Origin of the sequence: Mesorhizobium sp. B2-8-9 (genome assembly GCF_006439475.1) — a bacterium.
Lineage (GTDB): Bacteria > Pseudomonadota > Alphaproteobacteria > Rhizobiales > Rhizobiaceae > Mesorhizobium.
Map to the genome: position 1 here is coordinate 154026 of NZ_VFTQ01000009.1, position 20755 is coordinate 174780.

Annotated in this window: 19 protein-coding genes and 1 tRNA gene; 14 read left to right on the top strand and 6 right to left on the bottom strand. The window is 61.8% G+C overall.

Annotation, left to right across the window (positions count from 1 at the left end; translation table 11 throughout):
* Positions 1-66 precede the first annotated feature (66 nt).
* The 3 genes from FJ423_RS14010 to FJ423_RS14020 all read right to left on the bottom strand — a co-directional run bounded on the left by FJ423_RS14010 (position 67) and on the right by FJ423_RS14020 (position 3046).
* Positions 67-1140 (bottom strand): site-specific integrase, encoded by a 1074-nt coding sequence (locus FJ423_RS14010; RefSeq protein ID WP_140842533.1) that lies wholly within the window; start codon positions 1138-1140, stop codon positions 67-69.
* 240 nt (positions 1141-1380) lie between these two features.
* Entirely contained in the window at positions 1381-2565 is a 1185-nt protein-coding gene (locus tag FJ423_RS14015; RefSeq protein WP_140842535.1) for a porin, read from the bottom strand.
* Positions 2566-2955: 390 nt separating this feature from the next.
* Positions 2956-3046, bottom strand: a tRNA-Ser gene (locus FJ423_RS14020).
* Between the two features lie 335 nt (positions 3047-3381).
* Between FJ423_RS14020 and FJ423_RS14025 the strand changes: the two genes are divergently transcribed.
* Complete coding sequence (locus FJ423_RS14025) at positions 3382-4563, top strand: porin (protein ID WP_140842538.1); 1182 nt, start codon at positions 3382-3384, stop codon at positions 4561-4563.
* 192 nt (positions 4564-4755) lie between these two features.
* On the opposite strand, the gene FJ423_RS14030 is transcribed toward FJ423_RS14025, so the two are convergent.
* Positions 4756-6432 carry a sulfotransferase gene (locus FJ423_RS14030; protein WP_140842540.1) on the bottom strand — a complete coding sequence of 559 codons (1677 nt, stop codon included), beginning with the start codon at positions 6430-6432 and terminating at the stop codon, positions 4756-4758.
* A 234-nt stretch (positions 6433-6666) separates the two neighbouring features.
* Between FJ423_RS14030 and FJ423_RS14035 the strand changes: the two genes are divergently transcribed.
* The 8 genes from FJ423_RS14035 (at position 6667) to FJ423_RS14075 (ending at position 15641) form a co-directional block, all read left to right on the top strand.
* Positions 6667-7779: a pyridoxal phosphate-dependent aminotransferase gene (locus FJ423_RS14035; RefSeq protein WP_140842542.1), complete on the top strand. Its 1113-nt coding sequence runs from the start codon at positions 6667-6669 to the stop codon at positions 7777-7779.
* Between the two features lie 212 nt (positions 7780-7991).
* The gene (locus tag FJ423_RS14040) at positions 7992-8273 is read left to right on the top strand and encodes an acylphosphatase (protein WP_140842544.1); all 282 of its coding nucleotides are present in this window, start codon (positions 7992-7994) and stop codon (positions 8271-8273) included.
* 219 nt (positions 8274-8492) lie between these two features.
* Positions 8493-9140: a TetR/AcrR family transcriptional regulator gene (locus FJ423_RS14045; RefSeq protein WP_140842546.1), complete on the top strand. Its 648-nt coding sequence runs from the start codon at positions 8493-8495 to the stop codon at positions 9138-9140.
* Between the two features lie 42 nt (positions 9141-9182).
* Positions 9183-10346: an isovaleryl-CoA dehydrogenase gene (locus FJ423_RS14050; RefSeq protein WP_140842548.1), complete on the top strand. Its 1164-nt coding sequence runs from the start codon at positions 9183-9185 to the stop codon at positions 10344-10346.
* A 9-nt stretch (positions 10347-10355) separates the two neighbouring features.
* Positions 10356-11255 (top strand): hypothetical protein, encoded by a 900-nt coding sequence (locus tag FJ423_RS14055; RefSeq protein WP_095766914.1) that lies wholly within the window; start codon positions 10356-10358, stop codon positions 11253-11255.
* 9 nt (positions 11256-11264) lie between these two features.
* Positions 11265-12872, top strand: a complete 1608-nt coding sequence (locus FJ423_RS14060; protein WP_140842550.1) for a carboxyl transferase domain-containing protein — start codon at positions 11265-11267, stop codon at positions 12870-12872.
* Between the two features lie 2 nt (positions 12873-12874).
* A complete protein-coding gene (locus FJ423_RS14065; protein WP_140842552.1) occupies positions 12875-13405 on the top strand; it encodes an O-acetyl-ADP-ribose deacetylase in 531 nt (176 codons plus the stop codon).
* A 271-nt stretch (positions 13406-13676) separates the two neighbouring features.
* Positions 13677-15641: an acetyl/propionyl/methylcrotonyl-CoA carboxylase subunit alpha gene (locus FJ423_RS14075; RefSeq protein ID WP_140842554.1), complete on the top strand. Its 1965-nt coding sequence runs from the start codon at positions 13677-13679 to the stop codon at positions 15639-15641.
* A 138-nt stretch (positions 15642-15779) separates the two neighbouring features.
* On the opposite strand, the gene FJ423_RS14080 is transcribed toward FJ423_RS14075, so the two are convergent.
* Together FJ423_RS14080 and FJ423_RS14085 are read right to left on the bottom strand one after the other, a co-directional pair.
* Positions 15780-16901, bottom strand: coding sequence for an ABC transporter substrate-binding protein (locus FJ423_RS14080; protein ID WP_095766910.1), 1122 nt, complete (start codon positions 16899-16901; stop codon positions 15780-15782).
* A 367-nt stretch (positions 16902-17268) separates the two neighbouring features.
* The gene (locus FJ423_RS14085) at positions 17269-17535 is read right to left on the bottom strand and encodes a sel1 repeat family protein (protein ID WP_027164869.1); all 267 of its coding nucleotides are present in this window, start codon (positions 17533-17535) and stop codon (positions 17269-17271) included.
* Positions 17536-17714: 179 nt separating this feature from the next.
* Here FJ423_RS14085 and FJ423_RS14090 point away from each other — a divergent pair, with 179 nt between their 5' ends.
* From FJ423_RS14090 to FJ423_RS14105, 5 genes are all read left to right on the top strand, one after another.
* Positions 17715-17903 carry a hypothetical protein gene (locus FJ423_RS14090; RefSeq protein ID WP_140842556.1) on the top strand — a complete coding sequence of 63 codons (189 nt, stop codon included), beginning with the start codon at positions 17715-17717 and terminating at the stop codon, positions 17901-17903.
* A 69-nt stretch (positions 17904-17972) separates the two neighbouring features.
* Complete coding sequence (locus FJ423_RS14095; protein ID WP_140842558.1) at positions 17973-18314, top strand: DUF2147 domain-containing protein; 342 nt, start codon at positions 17973-17975, stop codon at positions 18312-18314.
* A gap of 345 nt (positions 18315-18659) precedes the next feature.
* Positions 18660-18794 carry a hypothetical protein gene (locus tag FJ423_RS34600; protein WP_281408973.1) on the top strand — a complete coding sequence of 45 codons (135 nt, stop codon included), beginning with the start codon at positions 18660-18662 and terminating at the stop codon, positions 18792-18794.
* A 66-nt stretch (positions 18795-18860) separates the two neighbouring features.
* Positions 18861-19055 (top strand): hypothetical protein, encoded by a 195-nt coding sequence (locus FJ423_RS14100; protein WP_095766908.1) that lies wholly within the window; start codon positions 18861-18863, stop codon positions 19053-19055.
* 218 nt (positions 19056-19273) lie between these two features.
* Positions 19274-20731 (top strand): AMP nucleosidase, encoded by a 1458-nt coding sequence (locus FJ423_RS14105; protein ID WP_224606368.1) that lies wholly within the window; start codon positions 19274-19276, stop codon positions 20729-20731.
* Positions 20732-20755: the final 24 nt, after the last annotated feature.

The following is a 20755-nucleotide window of genomic DNA, read 5'->3' on the forward strand; positions in this document are numbered from 1 at the left end:
GCCCGAGACTAACTCAGTTTCAGGCCTTCTCGATGAAATATAGATTCGCCGACGCGCGGCGCTCGCCTATTTGCCCTTCGAGCTCTTGCGGCGCGCCTTTGCCGGCTCCAGTCCGCTCTCCTTGCGAGCGGCTTTGCCAGGTGACGGCGCGGTCAAGGGGGAGGCAAAGACGGAGTTCTCCGCGGCGCTCGGCGCCTGGTCGCCGCGTGGCTTCTCGAGAACGACGACGCAGCCATCGAGATCGTTGGTGGCGAGGTGCGCGTAACGCATGGTCATCGACAGCGTCTGGTGGCCGAGCCACATCTGCACGCGCCTTATGTCGATACCGCCCTGGACAAGGCGCGAAGCGCAGGTGTGGCGCAGGATATGCGGTACCACCTGTTCATCGGCGCCAAGACCGACTTCCGCTTTCGCTTCGTTCCAGATGGCGCGGTACTGCGCCTGGCTGAGCTTGGTGAACGGACCCTTCGGCCGGCGACCCTCGGTGGTCGGCGGCAGCTTGATCACCTCCTTGACCCGTTCGGTCATCGGGATGGTGCGGCTGCGGCCGGATTTCGTGATCCAAAATGAGACGCGGTGCTCCTGGATGTCGTTCCAGATCAGGCCGAGCGCCTCGCCTAGACGGCAGCCGGTGTCGACCAGGAAAACGGAAAGTCTGTAAGCATCCTCGCTGCGGCTCTTGATGGCAGCGAACAGCCTTGTCTCTTCGTCCCTTTCGAGGAAACGAATCCGTCCCGCCCGCTCCTTCTGGCGGCGGAACTCGGGCAGGCTGTGGATATCTCCCATCTTATGAGCCTTGCGCAGCAGCTTGCTGAGTGCAGCCATCTTGCGATTGATGGTTGCGTTGCTGTTCCCGCGCTGGCGCAAGGTACCGATAAGATTGTCCAAGGTGTTCTGGTCAAAGGTGCTGAAACGTTCTCCGAGAAGGATCTCGTCTATTTCACCGATGAACGAGCTGACATTGTATTTATGCCGCCCATCATCCCAGAGTATATCCCGGTATGCTGCAAAGAGTTCCCCGATCCTGTGCGATTTTACTTCCCGGATCTTGTCGTAGGTGTACCTAAACTTCGAATTCTGAGAAGAAAATACCGCAAAATGACCAGAGGGTTCCCCCTCTTGAATCGCTTCGTTCGACATTTTAGCCACACCCCCTGTGGTTAAGCTTTCAGCCCTAACCGTTCGGAGATGTCCTTTCAAGAGTTTTCGAATCTTGCAGCCGACCCCATCCGCCAGTGGCGGATCCCACAAAGTCGCTCCACAGACCCGATCAGCTTACCGTTTCACCCCCATCCTTTCGTTTGCTTCGACCAATCGCGAAAACAAAACGGCCCGGGCATTTGACGCCCGGGCCGGATTTCAGTTGTTGCAGTCCGGCCCTTAGAAGGAGCGCTGGAAGCGCAGCATGCCGCCGATGGCGTCGTCGTCGCCAGCAGCAATACCAGTCCAGTTGTGATTCGTGCCAAGGGTATCAGCTTCGTCGATTTTGCCTGCATTGACGTAGTCGACTTCAGCCGTAATCGTGAAGCCGGGAACGATGTCGTAGGCGATGTTGGCGGCGATACCGAGGTTCTCACCTTCGTCATACGACACCTGAGCGTTGAACGAGGTCTTCTCGTTGAACTTGTAGGTGCCACCGCCCCAGATTGCCCAGTTTTCGTCCCACTGCTTGTAGAAGCCGCGGCCACCAGCCGGGAGCGTATACGTCGGGTCACTGTAGTTGTCATCGGTGCCGTAGCCGGCCATGATGAACAGCGAGATCGCGTCGTTGACATTCACGTCCAAGCGGACCTTGCCGGCAACTTCTTCATAGTTGCTGTCATAGGCAATGACGCCCGTGATGGCGCCCCACCCTTGAGTCCACTTCACGCCGCCGACGACATGCGGAACATAGCTGTCGATCGTGCCCACGCCGTACTGACCAAAAGTACCGTCGCCCGCGCCTTCTTCCAGCGAGACCACGGCCGAGAAGCCGTTGCCGGCGTCGAAGTAGTACTGGACGACGTTGGTGTCGAAATCACCGTAGGGAACCAGCGTATCCTGGATGACGTTGCCGGCGTAGCCGATGAACGTGTTGAAGGCCGATTCGTCCTTACCGACGCGCAGGCCACCGAGCTGGATCCAGGCGAAGTTCAGCGAGGCACCGCTGTTGCCAGCGGGATTGCCATAGGTGGTAGCGTAGCGGTTGTTGTTCTGGAAGTTGAAGCGGGTCTCGGTGTAGGTCTTCAACGTGCCGAGCTCGGTTTCCTGGCCGGTCCAGGTCTTCAGCGTGAAGCGCGCCTTCTTATAGAAAGTGTCCTGCGGATCGCCATCCCTCACATCACGGGACTCCGCGCCGTCGAACGAACCGACGTCGCCGACGCCGATGTCGTAACGGACATAGCCGCCGATGCGCAGGCAGGTCTCGGTGCCGGGGATATAGAAGTAGCCCGAGCCGTACACGTCGCAGATCTTGACGTATTCAGCCGGTTCCGGCTCGGCGACGGTCACCGCGTCGGCGGCGCGGGCACCGGAAACTGCGATCAAGGCCGCAGCTGAGCCGAGAAGAAGGCTCTTGATGTTCATTTTCTGACCTCCAGTCAAAAGTTAAAAAACGGGTCTGGGTATTTTTTGCTGAAGGACAGCGTTCCCTGCCCCATCCCCACTACCGAAAAAGATGCGCACCGCGCCGCTCCTTCGAACATGACCTTTACCCAGGCGGCGGCGGCGTTCAACCACGATCGTATCGGCAGAAGCCCCATCCGGACGCTATACCCGGACGTTGTTGCACAAATGACACGATTTGGCCTCACTCTGAAAGCTCTCGTTAACCATCGAGGCCCGCGAGACGATCGAATCCGGGCGAATCCGGCGATCGGCCGGCTGAATTGCGGCGCCCCGGCGAGTCGCCCTGTCCGGTTCTTGCCGCAGAATCGTCTTGCGAAGGGAGGCTTTCGCGCACAGCGCAGGGGAGTATGGCGGAGAGGATGGGATTCGAACCCACGAGAAGCTTTTGACCTCTACTCCCTTAGCAGGGGAGCGCCTTCGACCACTCGGCCACCTCTCCGTCGCGCCGCTGGATAAAGAAAAGCGTGGGCACAATCAACAAGCCGGCGCCATAATCGCCGAAAAATCGTCTGGCCGGCAACCTCGGAAAGCGGTGGAGCATCGGCATCGCATCGGCCCAGACGTGGCGAATCGTGACTTATGCCGCCTTTTCGAGCCCGCAGAGGCGCCTTCATTGGAGCGCCATCGTAGACCGGAAACCGGACACGCAATCACCGGCAGACGCCCTTCGCGCCGCTGCGCGGGGACGAAAAAGGGCGCAATAACAAGGCATTGCCCATAATCTTGATCGAAGGTTCGCGTCGCCTCCGTTCGATTCTGACTGGAGGTCAGAAAATGAACATCAAGAGCCTTCTTCTCGGCTCAGCTGCGGCCTTGATCGCAGTTTCCGGTGCTCGCGCCGCCGACGCTGTGACCGTCGCCGAGCCGGAACCGGCTGAATACGTCAAGATCTGCGACGTGTACGGCTCGGGCTACTTCTATATCCCCGGCACCGAGACCTGCCTGCGCATCGGCGGCTATGTCCGTTACGACATCGGCCTCGGTGACGTCGGCTCATTCGACGGCGCGAAGAATGTCGACCACCAGGACGGCGACATCCACAGCACCTGGTACAAGAACACCCGCTTCACGCTGAAGACCTGGACCGGCCAGGAAACCGAGCTCGGCACGTTGAAGACCTACACCGAGACACGCTTCAACTTCGGCAACAACAATCGCGGCGCATCCTTCAACCCGGTCACAGGTGGTTATGTCGACAATCCGGCGGGCAACAAGAACGTCTCGCTGAATTTCGCCTGGATCCAGCTCGGTGGTCTGCGCGTCGGTAAGGACGAATCGGCCTTCGACACGTTCATCGGCTATGCCGGCAATGTGATCCAGGATACGCTGGTCCCCTATGGCGACTTCGACACCAACGTCGTCCAGTATTACTTCGACGCCGGCAACGGCTTCTCGGCGGTGGTTTCGCTGGAAGAAGGTGCAGGCACTGTCGGCACGATCGACAGCTATGTTCCGCATGTCGTCGGCGGCGTGAAGTACACGCAGGGCTGGGGCGCCATCACCGGCGTAGTGGCCTACGATAGCAACTACGAGGAAGTCGCTGGCAAGGTCCGCTTGGACGTGAATGTCACCAATGAACTGTCGCTGTTCGGCATGTTCGGCTACGGCAGCGACAACAATCTGAGCGACCCGACCAACGTCATCGACGCCCGTGGTCGCGGCTTCTACAAGATCTGGGGCGGCAACTGGGCATTCTGGGCCGGCGGCACCTACAAGTTCAACGAGAAGACCTCGTTCAACCTCCAGGTGTCGGGTGACGAGGACAAGAACTACGGCGTGGCGGCGAACGTCGCCTACGACATCGTTCCCGGCTTCACGGTCACCGCCGAAGTCGACTACGATCACTTTGGCAAGTTTGACCAGTGGAACGCCGATCCCACCTCGACCGTCAACTTCACCGGTGCGGACAAGAAGAACAGCGTCGGCGGCCTGCTCCGCTTCCAGCGTTCGTTCTAACAGGCATTGCCTGATCGAAATCGATAACCCGGCGGGCAACCGCCGGGTTTTTCTTTCTCCCTTCCAGCACCCCGGCACCGTTTGCACAAAGCGCTGCATTCGGGGCGATCGCCGGAATTGCACGCTATCGGAGCCTTGGAGACTGAGCACTCAGCGCAGAGAGCGCTATGGCTCGGCGCGAATTGCTACTGGTCAAACCTCAGCAAGATCTCCCAACGCTTCGATCAGAGGCTGGATCTCGCTCTCGTAATTCTTCCATCGCTTGACGGACGATTTGTAGATCGGCTGACGAACCTGCCAGCGACTGTAAGTATTTACCGAGCGGTCCTTGTCAAAGAAACGCAGGCAGGCATCGTCCCAAGGCAGCCCGAGATAATCTATCAAGCGGCGCGACTGCTCCTCCTGATTTTCAATCAATGTTTCATACCGGTTTTCGAAGATGCGACCCGGAAGAACCTTCTTCCAGTGTCGCAACAGGCGATCGTACTCCCTGTAGTAGAGCCCCAGTGTCTGAAGATCAGCGCTATAGCTGTGCGCTTTGTTGAATTGCAGAACAAAGCAGGAGACACAATTGTCGATGGCATCGCGGCGGCAATGAATGATGCGTGCATTGGGAAAAAGAATGCCGATCAGGCCGATCAGCTCGAAATTGTGAGGCATCTTGTCGACGATTCGAAGCGAATCGGGAGCCCGCTCGCGCAGATAGGAAAGGTGCTCCTCGGCTAAAGCCCTGGTCAGAGCGGGAGTAATCGTCGCCATCGATTTGCCGAGATTCGCGTCGGAACGGTGTGCGAGGCCGATCCCGTTGGCCATTCGTCTAAGCTTGCTCAACTCGCCAGCGCCATGAACATCGGGATGGCTGGCACAGATCTGCTCGGTCAGCGTCGTGCCCGAGCGAGGCATGCCGACAACGAATACAGGCACCTCCGACGGGCTGCCATGAGCCGCCATTGAAGCCACCATTTCCGGAGTGAAAGTTTCGATCATGGCATCCACCCAGCGACGGTAGTTTTCCAGATCGAATTTTTGGCCTCCGGCTTGATTTCCTTTCTTGAAGTGATCCATCGCCTCCTTGTAGTGACGGAGGTCGTTGAGCAACTTTCCTGCCGCGTGATGGAGCGCTGCCGCCCCTTCCGCTCCATGGGCCGGGTCTCGAAGCTCGGCTAGGATTGCCGCAAGCTCGGGCGGCTCTTCCGTGTACTTGCGCGTGTGTACAAGTGCGTTGTACGCGGCCGGCACCGCGATGCGCCGTTCTATTGCCTCCTTCAGATGAACCGCGGCTTCCTCCATGCGACCGAGGCTTGCGAGCGCGTGGGGCAGCCCCATCCGGGCTAGAGGATGATCTCGGTCGATCTTCAGCGCCTTCTCGAAGAGCGGCAGCGCCATTTCTCCCTTGTCAAACGCATTGTAAGCATCACCCAAGGTACAAAGCGCCTCCACCAGATCCGGCTTCAAATCAAGAGCGTGCTGAATGTGCCTGATTGCCGGCGTAAATTCGCTGAGCTGCAAATAGGCTTCGCCGAGGCTAAGGTGGTAATAAGGATTTCGCGGGTCCTCTGCGACCGCACGGGCAAAATATCGCAGTGCCTTCTCGTTATCGTATCCGATGCCGAGGGTTCCCAGGATGTAGAAAGCCAAAGGGTGGTTTGGTGTACGCGCCAGAACCTTCAGGCAGAGTTCCTCGGCCTCCGGCAATTGCTCGGCTTTTTGCAGCTCAAGCGCCTGCCTCAACAGCATATCGTCGGCCTGATTGCGGGGCGGGCCGGCGTTCGGCTGGGCTTTGGGTGATGCAGCTTTCGGCGACACCGCTCTCGCCGAGGGCTGCGTCTTGAGGTGCTTTGCCCAGGCGGGCGGCAATCGGTTGCTCATCCCGCCTCGCTAGCAAAAGCGGCAGGGAGAATCCAGCGATACGTCGTCCGCATCGAATTCGGAGGCCAACGGCAGACGTCCGCCGCTGCGTTCACCAGACTCATGCGAGCGGCAAACCTCTCAAGAGCTGACGCCGGATACCGGTCAAGCCAGCTGATTTCAGCTTGTCGCCTAACTTGCACCCACCCCTCGCGCACGCTAGCAAGAAGACCCTTTCTCAAGCGAGCCTGTGCCATGCTTCGTCGCCCTTCCCTCACGCCGATCATCAGTGCGCTTCCCACCACGGTGCCGTTCGTTGGCCCGGAGGCCCAGGAGCGCGAGCGCGGGCGGCCGTTCCGGGCCCGCATCGGCGCCAACGAAAGCAGCTTCGGGCCTTCGCCGCGCGTCATAGCCCGCATGGAAAGCGTTGCCCGCGACCAGTGGATGTATTGCGATCCCGACAACTACGAATTGAAGGTGGCGGCCGCCGCGCATCACGGCGTGGCGATCGAAAACGTGGTCGTGGGCGAAGGCATCGACGGCCTGCTCGGCCTGGTGGCGCGCATGTATGTCGGCCCTGGCGACGCGGTGGTTACCTCGCTTGGCGCCTATCCCACCTTCAATTTCCATATCGCCGGCGTCGGCGGCCGCCTGGTGACGGTTCCCTATGCCAATGACAAAGAGGACCTGGACGGGCTTCTCGCCAAGGTCGCGAGCGAAAAGGCACCGCTGGTCTATCTTTCGAACCCCGACAATCCGATGGGAAGCTGGTGGGAGGCGCCGGATGTCGTTCGCTTCATCGAAGCGCTGCCGGAAACCACCATGCTCGTGCTCGATGAGGCCTATGGCGAGCTGGGACCGGCCTCGGCGCTGCCGGCGATCGATGTCGCGCGGCCGAACGTCATTCGCATGCGCACCTTCTCCAAAGCTTACGGCCTGGCCGGCATACGCTGCGGCTACGCCGTGGCGGAAGCGGAGGTGATCCGCGACTTCGAGAAGATCCGCAACCACTACGGCGTCAGCCGCATGGCGCAGATCGCCGGCCTTGAGGCGCTTGCTGATCAGGACTACCTGCGCTCGGTGGTGGCGCGCGTGGCGGCAGGCCGCGAGCGCATTTCAGCCATCGCCAGGCAGAACGATCTCAAGCCGTTGCCGTCGGCAACCAATTTCGTCACCGTCGACTGCGGCCGCGACGGCGCCTTCGCACTGAAGGTGATGCAGGGCCTCCTGTCGCACGACGTGTTCATCCGCAAGCCGATGGTGCCGGTGCTGGACCGCTGCATCAGGGTCAGCGTCGGGCTCGACCATGAGCTCGACATCTTCGCCGAGGAGTTGCCGGGCGCGCTGGCGGCGGCGCGGGGGAACTAGGATGTGTTGATATTCAGGTGATGCCAGCCTGCAAATGCTGGTTTTCTGCGCTTCCGGTGCTCACGGACCCGAATGTCCGCTCCGCTCCGGTTCTCGAAGCCACCATTTTCGGCTTGGCCTGACCTGAATCTCAACACACCCTAGCCCAAGCCCCTGTTGCCTTTGCCCCTTGCTGTGCCAGATTCCGCCAAGCGCAACGCGGAGCACAGGCAATGCAAGGCGAGCATAGAATCGTTCGGGCGCGCGTTTCCGGCACGGTTCAAGGTGTGAGTTACCGCGTCTGGGCACGCGCAGAAGCGATGCGTCTCGGGCTGACGGGTTGGGTGCACAACGAGCGTGACGGCTCGGTCACCGCACTGATCGCCGGCGCCGATGCCGCTGTCACGGCGATGATCGAACGCCTGTGGCAAGGGCCGCGGGGCGCGCTCGTCTCGAAGGTCGAGATCGAGGAAGCGGCCGAAGAGGCGCCGGTGGATTTCAGGATCATCGTGTAGGCCAGGTAGCTTCCCCTGAGAGAGGGGCAATCGCATATGGCTTTGGGAGTTCGGATAGCCGGCATGCCTTGATTGGCGTCATCCTCGGGCTTGTCCCGAGGATGACGGCGTTGCGTTGGACTTCGTCGATAAACTCATATGCGACAGCCGTACCTGGAGGGGAATTTGGAAGCTTGAATTAATTGAACGTTCGTTTTATTATTGCCGTCAGAGGCAAACATGGCACGCACCGCAGGTTCCGACGGGGAAAAGACCGAAGCGGCCGTTCGCGAGGCGGCGGTCAGCCTGATCGCGCGCCTCGGCTACGAGGCGATGTCGATGCGGCAGCTGGCGGCCGAGGTCGGCGTGCAGGCGGCAGCGCTCTATCGCTACTTCCCGACCAAGGAAGATCTGCTTTTCACCTTGATGCGAGAGCATATGGAAGGCCTGCTCGAGACTTGGGAAGCGACGCGACCGGCGAGCGTCGATCCGGTGGGCCGGCTCACCGCCTATGTCGAAAACCACATCGCTTTCCACATCGGGCGGCGTCACGCCACTCATGTCTCCAACATGGAATTGCGCAGCCTTTCGCATGAAAGGCTGACGCAGATCCTCAAAATGCGCACGGCCTATGAGAAGGAACTGCGCACGATCCTGCGCGACGGCGCCGAGGCCGGCGTCTTTCAGGTCGACGACACCGGGCTCACTGCCATGGCGCTGATCCAGATGATGACCGGCGTCATCGTCTGGTTCCGGCCGGGCGAGCGGCTGTCGATCGCCGAAGTCACGGCATCATATCTTTCGATGACAATGCGCCTGGTCGGCGCGACAATCAGCCATGGCAGCGCGCGTCCCTCGGGGCGCGCCAGGGACGCCGTGGCACTCTGATACGGCGCGATCTCCGCGAAGACCGGGGCAGGGAGGAACGGCATGTACACGAATACGCTGAACTTCGGACTTGATAGCGACATCGAGGGGCTGCGCGATACCGTGAGGCGCTTCGCCCAGGACAGGATCGCACCGATCGCGGCCGAGATCGACCGTTGCAACGAATTTCCCGCGCATCTTTGGGGCGAGCTCGGCGCGCTCGGCCTGCTCGGGATCACCGCCGATCCGGACTTCGGCGGCAGCGGCATGGGCTACCTCGCGCATGTCGTGGCGATGGAGGAGATTTCGCGCGCGTCCGCCTCGGTCGGCCTTTCCTACGGCGCGCACTCGAACCTCTGCGTCAACCAGATCAACCGCTGGGCCACGCCGGCGCAGAAGGAGAAGTACCTGCCTGCCCTTTGCTCGGGCGAGACGGTCGGCGCGTTGGCGATGTCGGAACCAGGCGCCGGCTCGGACGTGGTGTCGCTTCGCCTGCGCGCCGAAAAGCGCAACGACCGCTACGTGCTCAACGGCTCGAAAATGTGGATCACCAACGGCCCGGACGCCGGGACGATGGTGGTCTATGCCAAGACCGATTTGGAACGCCATGCGCGCGGCATCACGGCTTTCATCGTCGAGAAGACGATGGCCGGCTTTTCGGTGGCGCAAAAACTCGACAAGCTCGGCATGCGCGGCTCCAATACCGGCGAGCTCGTGTTCGAGGATGTCGAGGTGCCGTTCGAGAACGTGCTGCATGAGGAAGGGCGCGGCGTCGAGGTGCTGATGTCGGGGCTCGACTACGAGCGCGCGGTGCTGTCCGGGGGCCCGATCGGGCTGATGGCGGCCTGCCTCGACGTCGCTGTGCCCTATGTGCATGAGCGCAAGCAGTTCGGCCAGCCGATCGGCACCTTCCAGCTGGTGCAGGGCAAGCTCGCCGACATGTACTCGACGATGAACGCCGCGCGGGCCTACGTCTATGCGGTTGCGGCCGCCTGCGACCGCGGCGAGACCTCGCGAAAAGACGCCGCCGGCTGTGTGCTGTTCGCCGCCGAGAAAGCGACGCAGATGGCGCTCGACGCTATCCAGCTGCTCGGCGGCAACGGCTACATCAACGACTATCCGACGGGGCGGCTGCTGCGCGACGCCAAGCTCTACGAGATCGGCGCCGGCACCAGCGAGATCCGCCGCTGGCTGATCGGACGCGAGATCATGGCGGAGGGGGCGTGAGCTTTTAAAATGCCAAGGCTGCCACTGGATCTCAAACGAATTGTGGGCGCGATTGTCACTTCGATTTTGCTCCTGGCATTCGTCGCGACAGCGCATTCCGGCACGCCGTTGTTCAAGGATGCGGATGCGCTGCGAACCGAAGTGATCTCGCGGTTGAAGACTGACAGTCGTGTCAAAGCGGTTGCTCCCGACCCTATCGATCCGGCTCGTCTGCATGTAACGACAGTGCTCTCAGGTAAGGATCAGAATCTCGAGGTCGACGTCACCAATTTGTTGGGTCGCCTTCGCGAACTACCCTCCGAGGATATCGAGTCCGAAATCCAGCGATTCTTGAACGTTCTTGTCTTTGCCGACACCAACACAGGCTTCGACGCTGATCACGTGATAGCGAACATTCGCCCTCGCGAGCATCTCGATGCTTTCAAAGGCGGCGCGGTGCCCGAAAAGGATCCCGTCTATGAGGATCTCGCTGGTGACGTTGTCGTCCTCTACCAGATCGACGATGAAGATTCCCTTCGCAGCGTACCCAAGTCTGATGTCGGAGGACGTTCCCTCGCACAACTTCGCCAACTTGCTCTCGCAAACATCGATAGGCAGATGTCCAAGGTAAAACAGGAGAGAATTCGCGAAGGGATATCCATCTTCAGCGTCGAAGGTGACGAAGCGATCTCGCCCGCCCTTCTCCTGACTGACAAATTCTGGGCCCTGCTCGAACCCCAATTCCCCGAGGGCGTCGTCATAGCCATTCCGCAACGCGACGCGATTATTGTGTTCGACAAGCGTTTGCCGAGGGCGGTGCAGATAGCCCACGTATTGATCGCCAATGTTTTTCGAAGCGAACCCGACCTTCTGTCTGAATGTATCTTCGAGCGGCGAAACGGCACGCTGCAAATCGTGGCAGAGCAATAGGAATCGACCGTGGCCACACTGCAAACTCAAATTTCCCCCTCCTCCGACACCTTTCGCGCCAATGCGGAGCGCATGCGCGCACTGGTCGCCGACATCGCCGAGAAGGCGGCAAGCGTCGAGCGCGGCGGCTCGGACGAAGCCCGCGAACGCCACGTTTCACGCGGCAAGCTGTTGCCGCGCGAGCGGCTGGCGCAACTGCTCGACACAGGCTCGCCCTTCCTCGAGGTCGGGCAGTTCGCGGCATGGTCGATGTATGGCGAGGACATTTCCTCGGCCGGCATCATCACCGGCGTCGGCCGCGTCGAGGGCACCGAGGTCATGGTCGTCGTCAACGACGCCACGGTGAAGGGCGGCACCTATTATCCGCTGACGGTGAAGAAGCATCTCAGGGCGCAGGAGATCGCGCTGCAGAACAACTTGCCTTGCGTCTATCTGGTCGACAGCGGCGGCGCCAACCTGCCCAACCAGGACGAGGTCTTCCCGGACCGCGAGCATTTCGGCCGCATCTTTTATAACCAAGCCAATATGTCGGCCGCCGGCATCCCGCAGATCGCCTGCGTCATGGGTTCCTGCACGGCGGGCGGCGCCTATGTGCCGGCGATGTCGGACGAGACGATCATGGTGCGCAACCAGGCGACCATTTTTCTCGGCGGCCCGCCGCTGGTGAAGGCCGCCACCGGAGAAGATGTCAGCGCCGAGGAGCTCGGCGGCGCCGATGTCCACACCAGGCTCTCGGGGGTCGCCGACCACTATGCGATGGACGACGAGCACGCCTTGGCTATTTGCCGGCGCATCGTCAAGAATCTGAATCGGAACAAGGCTCTAAACCTCAATCTGCAGAAACCGGTGCCGCCGCTTCATGATCCGAGCGAACTTTACGGCATCGTGCCGACGGACCTGCGCCAGCCTTATGACGTGCGCGAGGTGATTGCCCGGCTGGTCGACGGCTCGGAGTTCGACGAGTTCAAGCAGAACTACGGCGCGACGTTGGTTACCGGCTTTGCCCATCTGCACGGCATGCCGGTCGGCATCCTCGGCAACAACGGCGTGCTGTTTTCCGAAAGCGCGCTGAAGGGGGCGCATTTCATCGAGCTCTGTTGCCAGCGCGGCATTCCGTTGGTCTTCCTGCAGAACATCACCGGCTTCATGGTCGGCCGAAAATACGAGGCCGGCGGCATCGCCAAGGACGGCGCCAAGCTGGTGATGGCGGTCGCCACCGCAAGGGTGCCGAAGCTCACGGTGATCATCGGCGGCTCGTTCGGCGCCGGCAATTACGGCATGTGCGGCCGCGCCTATTCGCCCCGCTTCCTGTGGATGTGGCCGAACGCGCGCATCTCGGTGATGGGTGGCGAGCAGGCGGCCACGGTGCTCGCCATGGTCAAGCGCGAGGGCATCGAGCGTAAGGGCGGTGAATGGAGCGCCGAGGAGGAGGCGAAATTCAGGAAGCCGATCCTGATGAAATACGAGCATGAGGGTCACCCGCTCTATTCCTCGGCCAGGCTCTGGGACGACGGCATCATCGATCCGGCCAGGACCCGCGACGTGCTGGCGCTCAGCCTTTCGGCGGCGCTCAATGCCGGAATAGAGGCGACGAAATTCGGCGTGTTCAGGATGTGACGATGAGTGCTCTCGGCGACAGGATCCGTGTCCACACCGGCGATATAACCAGGCTCGCGGTCGACGCCATCGTCAATGCCGCCAATTCCTCGCTGCTGGGCGGCGGCGGCGTCGACGGCGCCATCCATCGCGCGGCTGGGCCGGAGCTGCTTGCCGAGTGCCGCACGCTTCACGGCTGCAAGACCGGCGACGCCAAGCTGACCAAGGGCTATCGGCTGCCGGCGCGCTATGTCATCCACACGGTCGGTCCGGTCTGGCGAGGCGGCGGCCAGGGCGAAGCCGAGCTGCTCGCCTCCTGCTACCGGCGCTCGCTCGAAATCGCGCTCGGCCATGATTGTCGAACCATCGCTTTCCCGGCGATCTCGACCGGCATCTATGGCTATCCGAAAGACCAGGCAACCGGGATCGCTGTTGGTGCCGTAAGCGCCTTCCTGGGGCAAAATGCGCTGCCGGATACGGTTACTTTCTGCTGCTTCGACGAGCAGACGGCGGAGCTATATCGGCAGGCCGTTGCGGCCATTGGGGAGAGCTGATCTTGGAGCAAAAGGCTCAGTACAGGCAAATTCAGATGATCAGCTGGAGAGGCTGGCGGGACAGCGCCCCCCTCTGTCCTGCCGGACATCTCCCCCTCTTGGGGGGAGATCGGACGTCACGACGGCTTTCGCCAATCACTATCGTTGAAAAGAGAGCGGCTGCGCCAAAGCTGCCAATCTCCCCCCTAGTGGGGGAGCTGTCCGGCAGGACAGAGGGGCGCGCGAAGGTATGCCGTCGTCGCCCGAGACACACCCCGGCTGCGGAGGTTCCATGTTCGGCAAGATCCTGATCGCCAATCGCGGCGAGATCGCCTGTCGTGTCATCCGAACCGCCCGCAGGCTCGGTGTGCGCACCGTCGCCGTCTATTCGGACGCGGATGCCCGCGCGCTCCATGTCGAGATGGCCGACGAGGCGGTGCATATCGGCCCCTCGCCCGTCGGCCAAAGCTATCTGCGCGGCGACAGGATCGTGGCGGCGGCGCTCGCCACCGGCGCCGAGGCCATCCATCCCGGCTACGGCTTCCTGTCGGAAAACCCCGATTTCGTCGATCAGGCGACGGCGGCAGGCCTTGTCTTCATCGGTCCTTCCGCCGCCTCGATCCGCGCCATGGGATTGAAGGACGCCGCCAAGCGGCTGATGGAAAAGGCCGGCGTGCCCGTGGTGCCGGGTTATCACGGCGAAGCACAGGAAATCGTCCTGCTTGCGTCCAAGGCGCGCGAGATCGGCTACCCGGTGCTGATCAAGGCGCGCGCCGGCGGCGGCGGCAAGGGCATGCGGCGCGTCGACCATCCCGACGACTTCTCGGAGGCGCTTTCCAGCGCGCGTCGCGAGGCGAAGGCGGCGTTCGGCGACGATCGCGTGCTGGTGGAAAAATATGTCGACAAGCCGCGTCACATCGAAGTGCAGGTGTTCGGCGACAATTTCGGCAACGCCGTGCATCTTTTCGAACGCGACTGCTCGGCGCAGCGCCGCCACCAGAAGGTGATCGAGGAAGCGCCCGCCCCCGGCATGACGCCGGCGCTGCGCAAGGAGATGACGGAGGCGGCCGTGAAGGCTGCCAAGGCGATCAATTATTCGGGCGCCGGCACGATCGAGTTCATCGTCGACGCCTCTCAGGGGCTCAAGGCCGACCGCTTTTGGTTCATGGAGATGAATACCCGACTGCAGGTCGAGCATCCCGTCACCGAGATGGTCACCGGCGTCGATCTCGTCGAATGGCAGCTTCGCGTCGCGTCCGGCGAAACGCTGCCGAAGATGCAAAATGAGATCGCTTTGTTCGGCCACGCTTTCGAGGCCCGCCTCTATGCCGAGGATGCCGCGAGAGGGTTCCTGCCGGCGACCGGCACGCTGCATCATCTCAAATTCCCCGACGCGGCGCCGGAAGGTGCCGCGATACGCATCGAGACCGGCGTGCGCGCCGGCGATGCGATTTCTCCCTTCTATGATCCGATGATCGCGAAGCTGGTAGCGCACGGGAAGGATCGGGCGTCGGCGCTCGGCACGCTGCGTGAGATGCTGGCGCGGACGGAAGTGGCCGGCTCGACCGTCAACACCGCCTTCCTGGCGGCGCTCGCTGCCGACGCCGATTTCGCGGCGGGCGATGTCGATACCGGGCTGATCGGCCGGCACCAGGCGGCGCTCACCGCCATTGCCCCGCCGAGCGACGAGACGATCGCCGCCGCGGCGCTGGCGGCGGCGGATACCGCCGTGCCCGCTTCCGCCGCCGATCCCTGGTCCACGCTTTCCAGCTATGCCCATTTCCACCCGCTCTCGCGCCGCACCCGCTTGCGCTATGGCGAGGAGAACATCCTGGCGCGGGTTTCGGCACGCTCAGACGGCCGCTTCCGGGTGGTGCTGGAGGCGCCGCATGATGCGGTGAACACGCATGATTTGAGGACCATGCCGCATGCCGCCCGCTGGCCCGGCCATGTCACCGTCTTCGAGGGCGCGGTCGGCTATACGTTCACGGTCCCCGATCCGCTCGCCAAGGCCGACGAGGCGGGAGCCGCCTCAGGCAGCCTGCGCGCGCCGATGCCGGGGCTGGTCAAGCTGGTGCGCGCCGCGGCGGGCGATGCCGTGATCAAGGGCCAGCCGCTTTTGATCCTCGAAGCGATGAAGATGGAGCACATGATCGCCGCCCCGCATGACGGCGTGATCGCCGAGATCGCGGCCGAGGGCGCGCAGGTCAGCGACGGCACGGTGCTGGTGCGGTTTGCGGAGAATGGGCAGGGCTGAAGCGGCTGTTCGATTGTCTCGTTAACGAGACAAAATAATTAGGTATGGCGGGACAACCTCCCCTGCACGTCAATGCCGCAGCACAAACGGAAATGGCCGGGCTCGTCCCGGCCATTCCCTTGATTCTTGCAGAACCGATTACGGCTTGATCGGCGCGTATTTGCCGTCGTGCCACTGGTTGATGTCGTAGCTGGCGTTCTTCAGATCGCCCTTCTCGTCGAAGATGACGTCGCCGACCACGGTGCTGATCGGCTTGCCGTCCTTGAGCGCCTCCGCGACCTTGGCCGGATCGTCGGTGCCGGCGCGCTTGACGCCTTCGGCCACAGCCTGGATCACGGCATAGGAGAACAGCGTGAAGCCCTCGGGCGTGAAGCCGCCGGCCTTGATCTTGGCGACCGCGTCCTTCGCTTCAGGCTTGGCCTGCGGGTCCGACGGGAAGACGAACATGGTGCCTTCACCGGCCGGGCCGGCAACCTGCCAGAATTCCGGCGAAGCGATCGAGTCCGGCATGATCAGCTGGAACTTGACGTTCTGCTCGGCCGCCTGACGCAGGATCAGACCCGCCTCGGGGTGATAGCCGCCGAAATAGACGACGTCGGCCTTCAGTTCCTTCAGCTTGGTGACGAGGGCCGAATAGTCCTTCTCACCGGCATTGATGCCCTCGTAATCGACTTCCTTGAGACCGCCGGCATTCATCGTCGCCTTCACGGCGTCGGCAACGCCCTGGCCGTAGGCGCTCTTGTCGTGCAGGACGACAACGTTCTTGCCGGCGTATTTCTTGGCGATCCAGGGGCCGATGAAGGCGCCCTGCGCGTCGTCACGCGTGTAGAGGCGCATGATGGTCGGCCAGCCGGCCTTGGCGGCGGCGTCGGTCAGCACCGGGTTGGACGAGGCGGGGCTCATCATCAGCGTGCCGGCTTCGGCATAGACGGCCGAGGCCGGAATGCTGGAGCCCGAGCAGGCATGGCCGTCGACGAATTTGACGCCGTTGGCGACGATGCGGTTGGCGACCGAGACCGCCTGCTTCGGATCGCACTGGTCGTCTTCGATGTCGAGCTTGATCTGGGAGCCGTTGACGCCGCCAGCCGCATTGATCGCGTCGGCGGCGGCCTGCGCGCCCTGCTTGAACTGGTCACCGATGGTGGCGAGCTGACCGGTCATGGGGCCGACCACCGAAATGGTGATGTCGTCGGCGAAGGCAACCGGGGCGCTCATCATCAGGCCAAAAGCGGCCGCGCTCAAAATACCCAATTTTTTCATGACTATAAGAACTCCTCCACTTGCGCGTGCCGATCCGGCCGCGCTTCTTCCACAGAGCCGGGACAATTTCACCCTTCGCCGAAACTGTCGAGAGGACAGTGAGGCCGGCTTTGGTTCATTCCGACGAGGATTTCTTGGGCCACGCGCCTGATTACCAAGCGTAATTCAAAAAGCCGCGCCGACCTTGTTTCGGTCGGTCACGGCTTTTGCAGTCGAGCTCCCCAGACGCCCCCGCGCCTGAAACTCGCTCGCTTCCCTGTTTTTTGCGTGGCTTCGGTTGTCTCAACCCGCCACGTTCTCGTTCTTCTTGACCGGCCGTCTTTTCGCGGCCTTGTCCCGATGAGCTCTGAGCGCTACGCGCTGAGGATCAGTGCATCGTCATCCATTCGCGGGCTTCGCGCAGCGCCGTGGCGATCTCGACTTTCGACATAGTGGCCGACAGTTCCGAGCGCAGCTCGGCGGCGCGGGCCGAGCCCTTGATCGCGGCGATGTTGAACCATTTGTGGGCGGCAACGACATCGGTCTCGCAATCGCGGCCCGTCGCATACATCATGCCCAGTTCGAAAAGAATGTCGGCCTGGGCAGTTGCCCCCATGGCGCCGAAGCCGTCTTCAAGCATTTCAAAGCGTGCCATTTCAATCCCCTGTCTGGCTCCCGAGAGCTGCCTCCTTTTCCCGTGGTATCCCCTCGGGACGAGCCGCTCTTTCGATGCTTTCGAGGATGACGGCTGGCCTTGAATCCGTCGTTAAATGGCTTGCTTAATTTGAGGAAAACAAAGCTAAAACAAGAGGTAAACGCGGAAAACCGTTAAGCATGGGAATCCAGCGTTTCAGCCATTTTGCGCCAAATTCGATGAAAATTGCCGGCGGCAGAATCAAGACTTCGCTAACCACGGAAACCGAAGCGTTTTTCGATCGCGTTTATCTTCAGTCGGCCGCGTGGCGAAAATCCTTGCAACCTTCCGTCGCGGCACCGCTTTCGTTTTGGCGGCGGCTGGATTAGCTTTACCTTTGCGTAAGGGGCAGGAAGGCGGACTGGAGCCCGCCGCAACCCCATAGGGAGGTGGACACGATGTTTCGAAAGCTGACTCTGGCCTTGGCGGCCACCTTGATGATGGCGGGCGCCGCATGCGCTGACCCGATCGAAGGCAACTGGAAGACGCAGGCCGGCGACACCGCGGCGATCGGCGGGAGCGGTTCTTTCTCGATCACGCTCAAGACCGGCAAATACGCCGGCAAGACGATCGGCTCGCTGAAGGCGGCCGGCGACAACAAATATGCCGGCAGCATCACCGACCCGGCAAACGACAAGACCTATTCCGGCAAGGCGACGCTCTCGGGCACCGCGCTCAAGATGAGCGGCTGCGTGCTCGGCGGCCTGATCTGCAAGAGCCAGACCTGGCACAAGCTCTGAGCGCCAAACTCCCAGACCATACGAGACGGCCAAGGGTGTTTCACCGTTTTTGCGGAACGGTGAAACGCCCTATTTCTTTGTTTGACGCAATCCCGGACGGAAAACCGCTCACTTTTCCTGGAATTGCGTCTTTGTTTGACGCAATCCGAACGGAAAACCGCTCACACTTTTCCTGGAATTGCTCTACGCGGCCCCGTTTTCTATTGCAGCGACAGCGCTCCGCCGCGCTGTGGCACCGGCACGGTGCAAGACTCTCGTCAATCAATTTGAACCGCAGATGAATACCGGTCTCAGAACCGGTTCAGAGGCCGTCAGGCATTTTCTCCCGCATTGAAGGAGAGAGAAATGCTTGCCCGTCGCTTCACCATCGTCTGCCTGCTGATGAGCCTGTTCGGCATGCTCTTCGCCATCCTGGTGGCGGAGGCCGGTCATTCGGCCCGCTTTTGGGAACGGCCGGTGCCCGCATTGTCGGCCTCGTGAACCAAATCGAGCGCTGAAACGACAAAGCTTAAAATCGACCAAGCTGGAAACCGGGATACCACCAAAATGAACCGCATCGCCGACAATGCAACGAAGATCCTCCGGCTGCTGCCGCGGGCGATGCTTATCCTGATGCTGCTGGCAGCCCCGGTGCTGGCGGTGCCGATGATGCGGGCCGATACAAGCCATAGGATCGAGGCGCCGCCGCACAAGAACACCAGCGTAGGCTTCGTGCTGCTGATCAGCCTGCAGCGCGGGTAGATGTGACGATATTCAGGTGAGGCGTAGGCCGGTTCTCGGAATCCACCTTTCTCGACTCGGCCTGACCTGAATCAGGTCACACCTTGAATCGGAGCGATAACAAAAATCTCCAGCTGGGTTGCGGTTCCTGTCCGCTCACCCCTCCCAAGCGCTCTCCTGAGTCTCTATATTGAGCCATGGAAAAGCGAATCTACCCCCAAGCTATCGACTCGGTCGTCATGCCGGAGCCCTTCGGCAAGCAGGACTTCCACGATGCCAGAAAGGCCGTCGCGGCGCTGCAGGCGCTGTACGACCGCAACACCAAATTCCTGCGCGATTCTTTCTCAGCCCTTGCCGCGGGCGGAGATGAAAGCAAGCGCTACCGGGCCTTCTATCCGCAGATCGGCGTCACCACGACCTCGTTCAGCCAGGTCGACTCGCGCCAGGCCTATGGCCATATGCCGACGCCCGGCCATTTCGCCACCACGATCACGCAGCCGCAACTGTTCGAGAACTATCTCATCGAGCAGCTTCGGCTCATCATGCGCAATCACGGCGTGACGGTGACGGTCTCGGAATCGACGACACCCATCCCGCTGCATTTCGCCTTCCTGGAAGGCACCTATGTCGACGGCGCCGCCGCCGAGCGCATCAAGCGACCGATCCGCGACCTGTTCGACGTGCCCGATCTCGACGGCACCGACGACCAGATCGCCAACGGCACTTTCGAGGTGGCGTTCGGCGAGCCGCGGCCGCTGGCGCCTTTCACCGCGCAGCGCATCGATTATTCGCTGCACCGCATGACGCATTACACGGCGACCAGCCCGCAGCACTTCCAGAACTTCGTGCTGTTCACCAATTACCAGTTCTACATCGACGAATTCGTGGCGCGCGCCCGCGAGTTGATGGCCAATGGTGACAGCGGCTATGTCGAGTTCGTCGAACCCGGCAATGTCGTGACCAGGAACGGGGAGACGGTCCCGGAAGGAACGCCGCCGCACCGCCTGCCGCAGATGCCGGCCTACCACCTGAAGAAGCCGGGCCATGGCGGCATCAGCATGGTCAATATCGGCGTCGGCCCGTCCAACGCCAAGACCATCACCGACCATATAGCGGTGCTGAGGCCGCATGCCTGGGTGATGCTTGGCCACTGCGCCGGGCTGCGCAACACGCAGGCGTTGGGCGACTATGTGCTGGCGCATGCCTATGTGCGCGAGGACCATGTGCTCGACGACGACCTGCCGGTCTGGGTGCCGATCCCACCGCTGGCCGAAATCCAGGTGGCGCTGCAGGAGGCGGTCGCCGAAGTGACCGGCCTGTCGGGCTACGACCTCAAGCGCATCATGCGCACCGGCACCGTCGCCACCATCGACAACCGCAACTGGGAGCTGCGCGACCAGCGCGGACCGGTGCAGCGCCTGTCGCAGTCCCGGGCCATCGCGCTCGATATGGAATCGGCCACCATCGCCGCCAACGGCTTCCGCTTCCGCGTGCCTTATGGGACGCTGCTGTGCGTTTCCGACAAGCCGCTGCATGGCGAGCTGAAGCTGCCCGGCATGGCGACCGAGTTCTACAAGCGACAGGTGGCGCAGCATCTGACCATCGGCATCAAGGCGATGGAGAAGCTGGCCGAAATGCCGATGGAGCGGCTGCATTCGCGCAAGCTCAGAAGCTTTTCCGAAACGGCATTCCAATAGCCGCACGCCTGCCAGCGACCGGCG